Below are 12,775 nucleotides of genomic sequence, written 5' to 3'. Positions count from 1 at the left end.
TCGGGGTCATTCCGGGCGGCTGAAGCGCCGGGTGGCGTAGAGGAGGGCGAGGACGCCCGCGACGAGGAGGGCTGCGGCTTCCAGGAGGAGCGGGGGTTGGTGGCCGAACCATTCGATGCCGGCCGCGGTCGTCTGGTCGGGCACGCGCAGGCTGATGGAGCGGCGCAGCAGGTCCACGCCGTAGGCGAGGGGGTTCAGGGAGGCCAGCCCACGTGCCCAGCCGGGCAGGTTGTCGAGGGGGAAGAAGCCTCCGGAGAGGAAGAGCAGCGGCATCATCACCAGGCCGAGGAGCATGTGGAAGAGCTCGGCGCGACCGAGGCTGACGGCCAGGGCGAGCGCCAGGGCGGTGATGGTGAAGGAGGCCAGGATCATGCCGGCGAGGAGCAGGGCCAGCAGCAGCGGGTCGTAGGGCAGGCCGACCGTGCCGGCCAGGGCGAGGAGGACGGCGCCCTGGACGGTGGCGACCACGGTGCCGCCCGCGCAGTTGCCCAGGAGCAGGGTGGCGCGGCTGACCGGGGCCATCAGGAGTTCTCGCAGGTATCCGCTCTGCCGGTCGGTGATGAGGCGGATGCCGACCATGATGGCGGGGCTCTGGACGGTCATCATCAGCATGCCGGGGAAGAGGTACACCTGGTAGCCCACGCCGAGCGCGGCGGTGGGAATCAGGGCGGCCAGACCGCCTCCGAGAATGAAGAGGTAGAGCACCGGCTGGATCAGCATCAGCGCGGTGTGGGTGCGCTGCAAGGACAGGCGCAGCAGGTCGCGGTGGACCAGGGCGTGGACCGCGCGCAGTTCCCGGCGCAGGCGGGCCGGGGATGCCGGATACGGGTCGGCGTGGCCGTCGGGGTTTCCCGGCGCGGTGACGGCGGGGGCGGTCACAGGCCCTCACCCGCCGCCTTGGGCCCTGCGGTGTGGATGCTGCGGCCGGTGTGGTGGAAGAAGACGTCGTCGAGGGTCGGCGGGGTCGCCGAGGCGGCCCGGACGGGGATGCCCTCCGCGGCGAGGGCCGCGCACAGGCGGGGGATCCAGGAGCTGCCGTCGGGCAGGCGCAGGCTGATCCCGTCGGCGCCGACGGCGGTACGGGTGCCCGGCGGGGCGGCGCGGCGCACGACGCGGTCGGCAGCGGGGTCGTCGTGGGTGCGCAGGACCACCCGGTCGCTGCCGATGGCGGCCTTCAGGGCGGCCGGCGCCCCCTGCGCGACCAGGCGGCCGCCGTCGATGATGGCGAGGCGGTCGCAGTTCTCGGCCTCGTCGAGGTAGTGGGTGGTGACGAAGAGGGTGGTCCCCTGCCGTTCGCGCAGCTGGCGCAGGTAGTCCCAGACCTGCGCGCGCGCGTGGGGGTCGAGTCCGGTGGTGGGCTCGTCGAGGAAGAGGACCCGCGGCTCGTGGAGGAGGCCGCGGGCGAGTTCGAGGCGGCGGCGCATGCCGCCGGAGAGGGTGCGGACCGGGGCCCGCCGCCGGTCGCCGAGGCCGATGGCATCGAGGGTCTCGGTGGTGCGCCGTCGGGCGTCGCGGCGGCTCATGCCGTACAGCCGGGCGTGGACGCCCAGGTTCTGCTGCACCGTCAGTTCCATGTCGAGTGCGCTGTGCTGGAAGAGCATGCCGACCTGGCGGCGGACCTGGCCCGGGTGGGTGAGGACGTCGACGCCTGCCACCGTGGCCGTTCCGGCGGTGGGGCGGGCCAGGGCGCACAGGAGGGAGATGGTGGTCGACTTCCCCGCGCCGTTGGGGCCGAGGAACGCGAAGGTTTCGCCCTGGTGTACGTCGAGGTCCAGGCCGCGCACGGCGGGGGTGAGGGTGCCGTCCGGGCCGGGGTAGCTCTTGACCAGGCCGCGGGTGCTGATGGCGTACGGCCCCCGGGCCGCTGGCCGCGCGCCGTCCGGGGCCGTGGCTGAGGTCGAAAGGGGCACCCGTGTGGGGGCATCGGCACCGGCGTGCGGCTGCATGGTCACTCAGGTCCTCGTCTGCTGGGTGTCGTCCACGGACTTGGGCGCGCGCTGGGTCGAAGGGGCGGTGTGGTGCTCGGGGGCCGATGCTTCGTGCCCCGTGAAGGCGGGGGCGGACGCTCCGGCCGGTGGCTGCCGCGGGGGCGGCCACCGGCCGGAGGTCGGCCGGGATCCCTCGTGCTGCCCTGATCGGCTGGCGACGCGGGTGCACTGGGGGTGGCTGGCCTACGGGCGACCGGCGTTCATTGCCTCGTCAACAGCGGAGCGGTTGACGAGGCCGCCGGGCGGTATCGGATCCGCGCGGGCTGCTACGGCCTGGGTCAGGCGCAGCTGATGCCGACGCAGACGGTGTTGAGGAGCGTGAGCAGGCCGACGCACGCACACGTGTCGGCGAACGCAACTCCGTCGGCGCCGATCGGGTCGGTCTCCGGAAGGGCGTGCAGGTGAGCCAGCAGTTCGAGGTCGCGGTTCTCCATGACTATCTCCTTCTCTCGGTGGTGTCGACAGGGTTTCCTGTCAGCCCGGCTGCTGGATCATCCAGAGCCGGGAGTCTGTGTGGCGGGTCCGCAGGAGGAACGCCAGGATTCCTGCGGACCCGTCGCTCCAGCCCGTCGAGACGTCCCCGTACTCGTTGGGGAAGACGACGTGGCCGTTGCGGTGGATCTGTTCGGCGGTGATGAGGCGGGCCAGGGCCTCGGCCGACGCGTGGTGGGCGGGATCCCCCGTGGCGGCGGCCATGTCGAGGAGGAAGTCGCCGTTGCCCGCCAGGCCATGGCATTGGGCGAGGGGGGCGCGCGAGGCCCGCTCCACCACGGCCTTCGTCGCCGCCAGGGCGAGATCGCCGTACCGGTCGTCGCCGGTGGCCTGCCACAGCCGGAGCAGGAAGGAGCCGATCCCCGCGGAACCGTGGCACCAGTACGGGGCGGTCGGCACGTCGCCGGCCTTGGAGGGCCACTGTGCCGCCCCACCGACCGTCAGGGAGGCGGCCACCAGTGCGTCCCCCGCCGCCCGGGCCAGGTCCCGGTCTTCCTGACGGCCCGTGACGGCTGAAGCGGCGAGCAGGAAGCATCCGATGCCGGCCGTCCCGTGGGCGAAGCCGAGATAGCGTTCGCCGACGCTCCCGGTGACCACTTCGGGGGGCGCGGGCCAGCTGACACCGGACGGCTCGGACGTGGCGGCGGCGGCCAGCGCGTCGGCCGCATCGACGACGAGTTCGGCGAAACGCTGGTCCCCCGTGCGGTACCAGAGGTGGGCGGCGGCCAGTCCGCTGCCCGCCCGGCCGTGGGTGATGTCGTGATGGGGTGCCGGTTCCTGGGGGGCCAGGGCCAGAGCCGTCGCGTGCTCGACGAGCACGCGGTCGTCGAGGACCCGGCCGGCTTCGTACAGCGCCCATGCGGTCCCCCGGCCGCCGAAGTGCAGGCCGGACCGCGTGGAGCGGGTGTCCGTCCGCGCCGCCATCCAGTGTCCCGCCGTGGAGAGCACCTCCGGCAGGCGCCCGTCGCCGGTCAACTCGAAGTAGCGGGTCAGGACCGCGAGCACACCTGCGGCGCCCTGCTGCACCGTGCAGGGGTCGGTCTCCCCCGCCATGGTGGACACCGGCCACAGGCGGCGTTCGTCCTGCGGGGTCATCGAACCGATGAGGTGGTCCACCATCCCCGCCACCGCGCCCTGCGTCGCGTCGGACCGCGGAGTCGGATGGGCCGGTCCCCCGGCGGCCCGGGCCGCAGGTCCGCGTACCGCCCGGCGGAGGGCCGCGCCGGCCCGTTCGGGGTCCCAGCGCTCGGCGGGGTCGTCACTCATCAGCCCGAGGATCATCTCGGTCAGGCCCTCGGGCAGCCGCAGCACGTCGTCACAGGCGGCCAGCCACCCGGCGAGCCGCTCGTGCGCGGTCCTGGCCGCGGGCTCCTCGGCCAGCAGGCTGGGGACCTTTCCGGTGAGGACGAAGCACACGGCGGCACCCAGGCTGTAGTAGTCGGCCGTGGGCGAGACCGGCGCGCCGGCCAGCCGCTCGGGGGCGCTGAAGCCGGGGGTCCCCACCGTGGTCGGGAGCGGGACGTCGTCCTTGAGGACGGCGAGCTCCAGGTCGATGAGGCGCAGTTCACCGTCGGGCCGGACCATGATGTTGCCGGGCGTGAAGTCCCGCAGGACGCAGCCCCGTGCGTGGGCCTCGGCGAGGAGATCCACCAGGCGGCCCGCCTGGGCCAGGGCCTCGGCGCGGTAGCGCTCGCCCCCGATGTCGCGGAAGCGCTCGGCGACCCAGTTGCGCAGCGGGACGCCCGGGATCTCCTCCTCGGCCAGGAAGAGGTGTCCGCCGTGCTCGAACACCGCAAGGAGCCGCGGGGCCAGGCCCGTGCCGTCGAGGAACTCCAGTACCCGGGCCTCCACGCGCAGCCAGTCGCGTACGTCGGATCCGGAGGCGTCGGCTTCCACGTGCGGCCGCGCCTCCTTGATGACCACCGGCGCGTTCGAGGTGACGTCCGTCCCCCGGTAGACACCGCCCTTGTTCGTGTGGCGGATCGCCTCCCGTACCGAGAAGCGGCCGCCCAGCAGTACCGGGGCCGTCGTGGCCCGCTCCTCGGTCGGCGCGGCAGGCACCGAGGCCGGGAACGGGCTCACCGCCCAGGACGGCGGGGAATAGCGGCCGGTACGGACGTCTTCCACGGGGTTGCCGTCCGGGTCCTCCATGTACCACACCAACAGGCCCGAATCGGAGAGCCGTTGACGGGCGACGAACGCCCCGTAGCGGTAGTGCACCAGGCTGTTCGCGGCGTAGGGCTGGTCCGACAGGATCCGCGGGCCGGCGAGGCCCGCCGTGGCCTGGTGCAGTTCCAGCGCGATCGCGGCCGCGTCGGCGTCGGAGCGGGGGTAGACGGTGATGAACTTGCCCGAGTTGCCCCTCGGTGTGGCCCGGGAGTTGAGCGCGCTCACCTGTTCCAGGGACCGGGCGAACTTGAACATGGAGTCCCGCAGCAGGAGCACGTCCAGGGACCGCGCCAGCACCGCGGGAGCGGAGGCGGACGTGGCCGACACGTGCAGCTTCCAGCCCTGCTTGCGTTGCGCCGCGGAGGCGGGTGTGAGGCGGCACCACGTCGTGTCCGTGTCCACGGTCCACTGCGCGGCCTGCCCCGTGGCCTCCAGTGACCTGCCCAGCAGGTCCCGGAGTTCGACTTCGCTTGCCTGGCTCGTCATGCCCATCCCTCTCCACCGCGAGGACTGCAGATTGGACTATGCCTTCGGAACATATAGAGCGTGCGTGCCCGCGTCACCCGGCGCAGCGAGCGCACTGTGTCGTTGACGGTGCCGGATGCTCTCGAACGGCGCGGAGAACGGAGTGCACGCGGGCGCACAAAGGCGCCCATCCCCATTCCTCTGGATTACCTTGCGGCCGGAGTCATCCGTGAACAACAACAGAGGCCGGCCGGGATCGAGACCTTCTCCATTCCTCATAGAGGATTCCGCCGAGCATGAATACGGACCGCCCACCCATGCAGCCAACTCCTGAACACACCGCAGAAATCCACACCGTCGGCAACGAACGCGAACGCCCTGCCCTGCACTTCCTGCCGAACTCCGGATCCGATGTGGGCCTTCCACCCGCCCCCTCTGTTTCGACCTGCCCCATCCCAAGAGAACGCCAGGCTCCGGCCGTGTCGCGGTATCCGTCGCGAGGGCGACACCGGGCGATGCCCCGGCCCAAAGCTTCGCCGCCGAGGAGCGCCGAGTAAAGGGCCCGATTTCGCCACGCTATGGGCCGACTACGGAACGCGACAGATCGCGCCGCCGTGAATCCCGATCACGGTCCTGGGCTGCACTCAAACGCAATCTCCCGGCCCCTTGAATTTCGCTCAGCCCTCACGATGCGGCCGAAAACCGCGAAAACAACCCCTCCATGATCGATCGAACGGTGATCGAACGGTGCTCTGCCGACGAGACGGGCGATACGGCAGAGGTGCACAGCACCTTGGCTTTCCATTGGGGCAGTTCTGAAATTTGCGGCTGCCGTGGTCCGTCATCGGGCATGCTCGCCGGCCCGGTGCAGGTACCGGAACGCCACAACCGTGGTCCGTGGGGAGCACGGGGCGGACTTGGCGGCCTGAATGAGCGGCCCTCTCACCTCACCGGCCGCCGTCCCGCCCGGCTTCCGCCGAGCGGATTCCTCCCGCACCGCTCCGCGGGGGACGCGCTCCGACCGGTCCGCGTTCTCGGTAGCGTGATCGTCCAGCGCACGGAGTGACCGTGCGCCCGGCCGGTCCGTACGAGGGATTGCTGTGATGACTGAACCGACGAAGCCCGAGATCGAACGTCCCGAGGGAGAGGCTCCGCAGGAACTGACGGTCCGGGACCTCGTTGTCGGGGACGGCGCCGAGGCGAAGCCGGGCAGGGTCGTCCGCGTCCACTACGTCGGGGTCACCTTCGCGTCCGGAGCGGAGTTCGACGCCTCTTGGGACCGGGGCCAACCGTTCAAGTTCGCCGTGGGCGGCGGCAGGGTCATCAAGGGCTGGGACCGGGGGATCAGAGGGATGAGGGTCGGCGGTCGTCGCGAGATCATCATTCCGCCGCGCCTCGGCTACGGCGACCGCTCCCCCTCGCCGTTGATCCCTGCGGGTTCCACCCTGGTCTTCGTGGTGGACCTGCTCTCCGTGGTCTGAGGGATGCACGGCCGGGCCCGCGACCGGTACCGGCGCATGGCCGCACGCCCGGACGGTCCATGTCCTTGCGGGCTCGGTCGAACTCGTCGACGATGCTTTCGAGCCCCGGCCTTCCGGAAACCACCGGTCCCGGATCGGTACGGGAGAACAGGGGGAAGAGAAATGACAGGTCACGGCCACCCGAAGAGGCGCCCCGCGGTCGCGTGGGCGATCGCCGGGATCCTCGTGCTCGCCGGACTGGTCTGGGGTCCCGCGGCGACCGCCTCGGCGGCAGCTCCGGCCGCCCGCCACGCTCCCGCCGCCACGGCCCTGCCGCAGGGCGGCGCCCTCGCCGGCACCGGCGCGGCGACTGCGTTCCGGGCACCGACGTCGTCCCAGGCCCAGGCCGCAACCGGGGTCAAGAAGGGCAAGAAGAAGAGCAAGAAGAAGAGCAGCTGGTTGAAGAAGCTCGTGATCGTCGTGGTCGTGGTCGTCCTGCTGCTGATCGTCGTGGTCGTGGTCCGCCGCGCCCTGCGCCGCAGGTCCTAGTGCTGTGGCTGCTCCGCGGCCGTCTCGCCGGCGGGGGCGGGCAGTCGCCGGAGTTCGAGCAGCGCCATCGCGATCTTCACTCCGGTGGAAATCGTCAGGGCCTGGAGGAACGGCATGCCCGTCAGCCACAGGGCAATGGTCATGGCCGTGAGCACCAGGAACGCAGGCAGCAGATTGGTCCGTTTCAGAACCGTTCGCACGTGTGTGGCCTCCGGCATCGCCCTGTCCCTTCCTCGCGGTCGCCCTTCGGTACCGAGCCTCGCGGGCGCCCCGGGGGACTGCCACCGCTGCCACCCGCCGCGCCGCCGTCCGGCGTACAGGTTCACCTGGCCGGCCCCGGGCGGTCGCCGGTCACCGGTCGCCGGTCGCCGGGCAGGCGGCTTTGCAGTCCGGCGGGCCCGCGGCTCAGGCAGCCGTCGGGTCCGCCGGAATCGGGTGCACCTCGACCGGGTCGCTGCCGGGCCTCCCGCCCGGTCCGGGGCAGGCGGACGCCCGTGCGGCGATCTCCAGGGCCCGCTCCTCGCCCGTGACGTCGACGACCCAGTACCCGGCCAGGATGTCGCCCGCCCGAGCAGGCCCGTCGGTCACCCGGGGCCGGCCGTCGCTCCCGGCCCGCACCGTCTTGACCAGCGCGGGGCCGCCGAGGCCCTGCCCGTCCACCCATTCCCCGGTGGAGGCGAGTTCGTTGTTGAGGGCGTCCATGTGCGCGAACATGGCCCTCATGTCCTCCTCGGAGTACGACGACATGAGGGCGTCCCACTCTGCGGCCGGTACGTTCATCTGGATCATGTACTTCATGTTCCTCACCCTTCCGGGGCGACTGCGCTCCGCATCCTGACGAAGGGGTAGACCGGCGGCGGCCGGAGAACTCATCGGTGGCGCCGGACCGTCCCGGTCGGCCCGCGGTCCGGGGACCTCAGGCCAGGCTCCACGACCAGGTCCCGTCGGCGGTGACGAGGCAGGCGAGGAGTGCCACGTCGGCGAGGCCCAGGCCGACGGCCAGGCGGGCCCGGCCGGGCCTGCTCGTGTTCCGCAGGAGTGCGAGGGCGCCGAGGACGACGGCGGTCGGGCCGAGGATCAGGTTCATCACCAGCAGCCCCACCAGGCCGAGGACGAAGCCGGTGACGGCCATCGCGTCGGCGTCAGGGGTACCGGCCGGGGCCCGGGCCGGGATACGGGGATCCGTCATCGGGGTCATCGGACACCCCGGGGGTCGTGGCCGAGCCGTCCGGCCCGGCGGTGTCCGGAGAGGTGCTCGCGTGCGGCGAAGAGGGCGAGCCAGCAGGCGATGGCGAGACCGGCGACCGCACTCACGGGGGCGGGCACATGGGCCACGGTGCCGAGGACGACGCCGAGCACCAGCAGCGCGCCTACGAGGAAGAGCATGAGAACGTCCTCCATTCCAGTAACAGTTGTTCACTGACTACCCGGTTCAGTTTGCATCATGCTGGCGGCGGACGACTGTGACGCGGTTGACTTCGCGCCATGAGCGCTCAGACCGGCCTTCGCGAGACCCGGCGCCGCCGCACCCGGCGCGCCCTCCTGGACGCGGCCCTGTCGGAGCTGGCGGAGCGCAGCTTCGGCAGCCTCGGACTCCGGGAGGTGACCCGGGCGGCCGGAGTCGCCCCCACCGCCTTCTACCGGCACTTCGGGGACATGGACGAGTTGGGAACCGCGCTGGTGGAGGAGGCGCTGGACAGCCTGCACGGGACGGTGCGGGAGATCCTCGACGCGAGTGGTGACGCCGAACAGCGCGGCGGTGCCGCGGTGCGGCTCATCGCCGCACTCGTGCGCGAGCGACCGGCGCACGTCCGCTTCCTGGTCCGTGAACGCCACGGCGGGGTGGCGGTGGTGCGCGATGCCATCGCCGCGCAACTGGACGTCTTCGCCGACGAGACGGGCGCCGCGCTCGGTTCCGATCCCGTGAGCGCGGGCTGGCAGGCCGATGACGTGACCATGCTGTCACGGCTGCTGGTGGACCACATGTTCATGACGGCCTCGGCGTTCCTGACCGCATCCCTCCGGGGCGAGGACTGGTCGGCCGCCACCGGCACGGCCCTCGCCCAGCTGCGCCTGATCCACCTCGGGCGGGTGCACTGGGCCGACGGGCCGGCCGACGGGGTGACGGGGTGACGGCGCGGCGTGGGCGTCGGATCAGATGACGCCCTGGGCCAGCATCGCGTCCGCCACCCGCTCGAAGCCCGCGATGTTCGCGCCGGTGACGTAGTCGCCCGGGGCTCCGTACCGCTCGGCGGTCTCGTGGGCGACCGCGTGGATCGCCCGCATGGTGGCGGCCAGTTCGTCCTCCACCCGCTGCGCGCTCCAGGCCACACGGCCGGCGTTCTGGCTCATCTCCAGGGCGCTGACCGCGACACCGCCCGCGTTGGCGGCCTTGCCCGGCCCGAAGGCGACCCCGGCCTCCCGCAGGATCCGCACGGCCTCGGGCGTGGTCGGCATGTTGGCGCCCTCGGAGACCGCCCTGACCCCGCCCGCGACGAGGGTACGGGCGTCCTGCGCGTCCAGTTCGTTCTGCGTGGCGGACGGGAAGGCGACGTCCGCGGGTACCTCCCAGACCCGCCCGCCGGGCACGAACCGTGCCGAGGATCCGCGGCGCGCCGCGTACTCGCTCACCCGCCCGCGCTCGACCTCCTTGACCTGCTTGAGCAGTGCCAGGTCGATGCCCTTGTCGTCGACGACGTAGCCGTGGGAGTCCGAGCAGGTCAGCGGGTTGGCGCCGAGCTGTTGCAGCTTCTCGACCGTGTACAGCGCGACGTTGCCGGAGCCGGAGACGACCGCCGTCAGCCCGTCCAGCGACGCGCCGCGGACCTTGAGCATCTCGGCGGCGAACAGCACGCTGCCGTAGCCGGTCGCCTGGGGCCGGATCGCGGAGCCGCCCCAGCTCTGGCCCTTGCCGGTCAGGACGCCGGCCTCCCAGCGGTTGGTGATGCGCCGGTACTGGCCGAAGAGGTAGCCGATCTCACGGCCGCCGACGCCGATGTCCCCGGCGGGGACGTCGGTGTGCTCCCCGATGTGCCGGTGCAGTTCGGTCATGAAGGACTGGCAGAACCGCATGACCTCGGCGTCCGACCTGCCGCGCGGGTCGAAGTCGCTGCCGCCCTTGCCGCCGCCGATCCCGAGGCCGGTCAGCGCGTTCTTGAAGATCTGCTCGAAGCCGAGGAACTTCACGACGCCGATGTCCACCGACGGGTGGAAGCGCAGACCTCCCTTGTACGGGCCGAGCGCGCTGTTGAACTCGACGCGGTAGCCGCGGTTGACGTGGACCCGGCCCCGGTCGTCCTGCCACGGGACACGGAAGACGATCTGCCGCTCGGGCTCGGTGAGCCGCTCCACCAGGGCCACGGCCGGGTCGGCATACTCGGGGCGGGCGGTGAAGACGGGGGCCAGGGTGTCGAGGACCTCCCCTACCGCCTGGTGGAACTCGGGCTGTGCGGGGTTGCGGCGCTCGATCTCGGCCCGCAGCGTTTCCAGCCTGTCCTTCGAGTCCTTCACGTATGTCCTTCCGTCGGTTTGCACGGACAGCGCGCCGCGAACACGCGCTTTCGGAAGAGTTCTTCCGCAGAGCGGCTCCTTCGCGGAGGCTACCGCGCGCGGTGCCGCTCCGGACAAGGCTTCTGCCCCGCGGACAAAAAAGCGTGTCAGCGGCCTTACCCCCGGGCCGCCGTCGCCGCGCGGTGGGGGTGGGCCGTCCCGCGCGGCCGTCAGGAGAAGCGGAAGGTGGTGACCACGGCAGCGTGGTCGGAGGGCCAGTCGTTGGCCGCGACGTCCGGCCAGGGGGCGATGCGGCCCGTGGCCAGGGTCGTGGAGTCGACGACGGTGAGGCGGTCGCCGGAGTGGAGCACGAAGTCGATCCGGTCCTGTGGTTCCGGGCGGCCGCTGCCGTCCTCGTGCCACGGGTGGACGGGCGACCAGGTGGTTCCGGGAGCCACCACCGGGTCCGGGTGGGCCTCGCGGTAGGAGTCGCGCAGCCCCGCCCGTTCCACGGCGCGGGAGACGGGCCAGTCCACCGGTCCGTAGCCGCCGTGCAGCGGGGCTGCCGTGAGCGTCCAGTCCAGGTGCGAGGGGGCGTTGAAGTCCCCCACGAGCAGGACCGGGGTGCGGTCGGTGGCGGCGAGGTCCGGCGCCATCCGGTCCAGGACCGCGTTGATCTGGCGGACCCTCCCCGACTCCTCCTCACGGGCTTCCAGTTCGGGTGCGGCCAGGCCGTCGAAGCAGGCGTCGTAGGGGCCGTACGGCGTGTGGTTGAGGTGGGCGGTCCACAGCACCAGCTCATGCGGGGCGCCGTCGGGACGCTCGTCGAGCCGGATCCGGGCCCCGGCCGCCCCGTAGAAGCCGACCTCCGGGTCACCGAGGGTGTCCACGACCGGGTGGCGGCTGAGGATCGCGAGGTTCTCCCCGGCGCTGTGGTGGAACCAGCCGAGCGCGTCGGCGAGTTCGGGCGCGGCGTGCACGGCGGTCTCCTGGAGGCCGACGGCGTCGACGTCGGCGGCGAGGAGCACGGCCAGCTGCTTGTCGCGGTGGGCGTCGACGGGGCTGCCGCCGAGCCACAGGTTCCAGCTCATCACCCGGACCCGGTCGAGCGCGGGCGCGTCCGCGGCCGCCACGGGGATGCGGACGGCGAGGTGGGCGGTGGCGCCGTGCGCGTCGACCGCGGTGATCTCGGCCGTGGCCACGGCCACGGCGGCGGAGTCCTGCCCCGGCAGGGGCGACGGGGTACCGGCGAGGGTGCCGTCGGCGTGGACAGTGAGCCAGTCGGGGCGGTCGGCGGCGGCGAAGGTCACCGGACGGGCCGCGCCGCGCAGGAGGCCCGCGACGCGGGCAGTGAAGGGCCGGCCGGCGCGGGCGCGGCGGGTGGTGAACCCGGGGACGAGGAACCGCGGTGCCGGTGCGTCGGCGACCAGGGCCCGCAGCCGGTCCGGGGTGGCCTCTTCCAGGGAGTCCAGCACGGTACGGCCCGGGGCCGCATCGATCCCGGTGACGGAGGGCACGGCGAGGACCTGGCAGCCGGCTGCTTCGGCCGAGGCGACGCCGGTGGGGGTGTCCTCGACGGCCACGCAGGCGGCGGGCGCGACCCGCAGGGCGCGGCAGGCCGCGAGGTAGGGGTCGGGGTGGGGCTTGGTGAGCGCGGTGTCGTCGGCGGTGACGGTGACCGTGAAGCCGCCGTGGCCCTCCTCCGCGAGGGCGGCCACCACGGTCTCGGCGACCTCCCTGGGGGAGGCGGTGACCAGGGCGGTGGGGACGCCTTCGGCACGCAGTGCACCGAGCAGGGCCAGCGCGCCGGGCCGGGGTACGACGCGGGTACGGACCCGGTCGGCGAAGGCCCGGTGCAGCTGGGCCGCGATCGCTGCGGCGGGGGCGCCGCTGCGGGCGGCGAGGACGCCGGCGGTGTGCTCCACCGGCCGGCCGAGCACGTCCGGCTGGTCGGTTTCGAGGAGGACGTGCCCGAGCCGCTCGGCCGCCTCCGCCACGGTGTCCCACCAGAGCCGCTCGGTGTCGACGAGGGTGCCGTCCATGTCGAAGAGGACGGCTTGCAGCGTGGTCGGGACGGGAGAGTGCGAGGACGTCACGAACGGGGTCTCTTTCCGGTGCGGGGTGGTGGGGTCGCGGCCGGGCCGCGGTACGGGCGGGCTCGGG

General features: G+C 72.7%; 13 protein-coding genes. 3 read left to right on the top strand and 10 right to left on the bottom strand.

The features are described from left to right. Positions 1–6: 6 nt before the first annotated feature. The 4 genes from AW27_RS29940 to lanL all read right to left on the bottom strand — a co-directional run bounded on the left by AW27_RS29940 (position 7) and on the right by lanL (position 5,135). The gene (locus AW27_RS29940) at positions 7–879 is read right to left on the bottom strand and encodes an ABC transporter permease (protein WP_370466627.1); all 873 of its coding nucleotides are present in this window, start codon (positions 877–879) and stop codon (positions 7–9) included. After that, a complete protein-coding gene (locus AW27_RS29935) occupies positions 876–1,946 on the bottom strand; it encodes an ABC transporter ATP-binding protein (RefSeq protein ID WP_052031293.1) in 1,071 nt (356 codons plus the stop codon). The genes AW27_RS29940 and AW27_RS29935 overlap by 4 nt, the downstream gene beginning before the upstream one ends. 320 nt (positions 1,947–2,266) lie before the next feature. Continuing rightward, positions 2,267–2,422, bottom strand: coding sequence for a VenA family class IV lanthipeptide (locus tag AW27_RS29930; protein ID WP_172671412.1), 156 nt, complete (start codon positions 2,420–2,422; stop codon positions 2,267–2,269). A gap of 40 nt (positions 2,423–2,462) precedes the next feature. Then, a complete protein-coding gene (gene lanL, locus AW27_RS29925; RefSeq protein WP_037929363.1) occupies positions 2,463–5,135 on the bottom strand; it encodes a class IV lanthionine synthetase LanL in 2,673 nt (890 codons plus the stop codon). 1,082 nt (positions 5,136–6,217) lie between these two features. Between lanL and AW27_RS29920 the strand changes: the two genes are divergently transcribed. Further along, on the top strand, positions 6,218–6,595 hold the full coding sequence (locus AW27_RS29920) for an FKBP-type peptidyl-prolyl cis-trans isomerase (RefSeq protein ID WP_037928858.1): 378 nt from the start codon (positions 6,218–6,220) through the stop codon (positions 6,593–6,595). Positions 6,596–6,757: 162 nt separating this feature from the next. Continuing rightward, complete coding sequence (locus tag AW27_RS29915) at positions 6,758–7,123, top strand: hypothetical protein (RefSeq protein WP_037928860.1); 366 nt, start codon at positions 6,758–6,760, stop codon at positions 7,121–7,123. On the opposite strand, the gene AW27_RS29910 is transcribed toward AW27_RS29915, so the two are convergent. From AW27_RS29910 to AW27_RS29895, 4 genes are all read right to left on the bottom strand, one after another. Beyond that, a complete protein-coding gene (locus AW27_RS29910; RefSeq protein ID WP_157840316.1) occupies positions 7,120–7,266 on the bottom strand; it encodes a hypothetical protein in 147 nt (48 codons plus the stop codon). The genes AW27_RS29915 and AW27_RS29910 overlap by 4 nt on opposite strands. Before the next feature lie 262 nt (positions 7,267–7,528). After that, the gene (locus AW27_RS29905; protein ID WP_037928865.1) at positions 7,529–7,921 is read right to left on the bottom strand and encodes a YciI family protein; all 393 of its coding nucleotides are present in this window, start codon (positions 7,919–7,921) and stop codon (positions 7,529–7,531) included. 118 nt (positions 7,922–8,039) lie between these two features. Then, complete coding sequence (locus AW27_RS29900) at positions 8,040–8,312, bottom strand: DUF4190 domain-containing protein (RefSeq protein WP_370466625.1); 273 nt, start codon at positions 8,310–8,312, stop codon at positions 8,040–8,042. Between the two features lie 5 nt (positions 8,313–8,317). Beyond that, positions 8,318–8,524 carry a hypothetical protein gene (locus AW27_RS29895; RefSeq protein WP_370466624.1) on the bottom strand — a complete coding sequence of 69 codons (207 nt, stop codon included), beginning with the start codon at positions 8,522–8,524 and terminating at the stop codon, positions 8,318–8,320. 84 nt (positions 8,525–8,608) lie between these two features. Here AW27_RS29895 and AW27_RS29890 point away from each other — a divergent pair, with 84 nt between their 5' ends. Further along, entirely contained in the window at positions 8,609–9,256 is a 648-nt protein-coding gene (locus AW27_RS29890; RefSeq protein ID WP_037928869.1) for a TetR family transcriptional regulator, read from the top strand. Positions 9,257–9,277: 21 nt separating this feature from the next. On the opposite strand, the gene gdhA is transcribed toward AW27_RS29890, so the two are convergent. Together gdhA and AW27_RS29880 are read right to left on the bottom strand one after the other, a co-directional pair. Next, the gene (gene gdhA / locus AW27_RS29885; RefSeq protein WP_037928871.1) at positions 9,278–10,633 is read right to left on the bottom strand and encodes an NADP-specific glutamate dehydrogenase; all 1,356 of its coding nucleotides are present in this window, start codon (positions 10,631–10,633) and stop codon (positions 9,278–9,280) included. A gap of 209 nt (positions 10,634–10,842) precedes the next feature. Then, positions 10,843–12,708 (bottom strand): HAD-IA family hydrolase, encoded by a 1,866-nt coding sequence (locus AW27_RS29880; protein WP_052031294.1) that lies wholly within the window; start codon positions 12,706–12,708, stop codon positions 10,843–10,845. Positions 12,709–12,775 lie beyond the last annotated feature (67 nt).

Source organism: Streptomyces sp. PCS3-D2, from assembly GCF_000612545.2.
Taxonomy (GTDB): domain Bacteria; phylum Actinomycetota; class Actinomycetes; order Streptomycetales; family Streptomycetaceae; genus Streptomyces.
Note: the sequence above shows the minus strand (reverse complement) of the source record. Positions and strands in the feature narration are given on the sequence as shown.

Coding starts and splice junctions, on each gene's coding strand:
- AW27_RS29905 (WP_037928865.1), bottom strand. CDS start 7,921: ATGAAGTACATGATCCAGATGAACGTACCGGCCGCAGAGTGGGACGCC.
- AW27_RS29930 (WP_172671412.1), bottom strand. CDS start 2,422: ATGGAGAACCGCGACCTCGAACTGCTGGCTCACCTGCACGCCCTTCCG.
- AW27_RS29900 (WP_370466625.1), bottom strand. CDS start 8,312: ATGACGGATCCCCGTATCCCGGCCCGGGCCCCGGCCGGTACCCCTGAC.
- AW27_RS29895 (WP_370466624.1), bottom strand. CDS start 8,524: ATGGAGGACGTTCTCATGCTCTTCCTCGTAGGCGCGCTGCTGGTGCTC.
- AW27_RS29920 (WP_037928858.1), top strand. CDS start 6,218: ATGACTGAACCGACGAAGCCCGAGATCGAACGTCCCGAGGGAGAGGCT.
- AW27_RS29935 (WP_052031293.1), bottom strand. CDS start 1,946: ATGCAGCCGCACGCCGGTGCCGATGCCCCCACACGGGTGCCCCTTTCG.
- AW27_RS29915 (WP_037928860.1), top strand. CDS start 6,758: ATGACAGGTCACGGCCACCCGAAGAGGCGCCCCGCGGTCGCGTGGGCG.
- AW27_RS29890 (WP_037928869.1), top strand. CDS start 8,609: ATGAGCGCTCAGACCGGCCTTCGCGAGACCCGGCGCCGCCGCACCCGG.
- AW27_RS29910 (WP_157840316.1), bottom strand. CDS start 7,266: ATGACCATTGCCCTGTGGCTGACGGGCATGCCGTTCCTCCAGGCCCTG.
- lanL (WP_037929363.1), bottom strand. CDS start 5,135: ATGACGAGCCAGGCAAGCGAAGTCGAACTCCGGGACCTGCTGGGCAGG.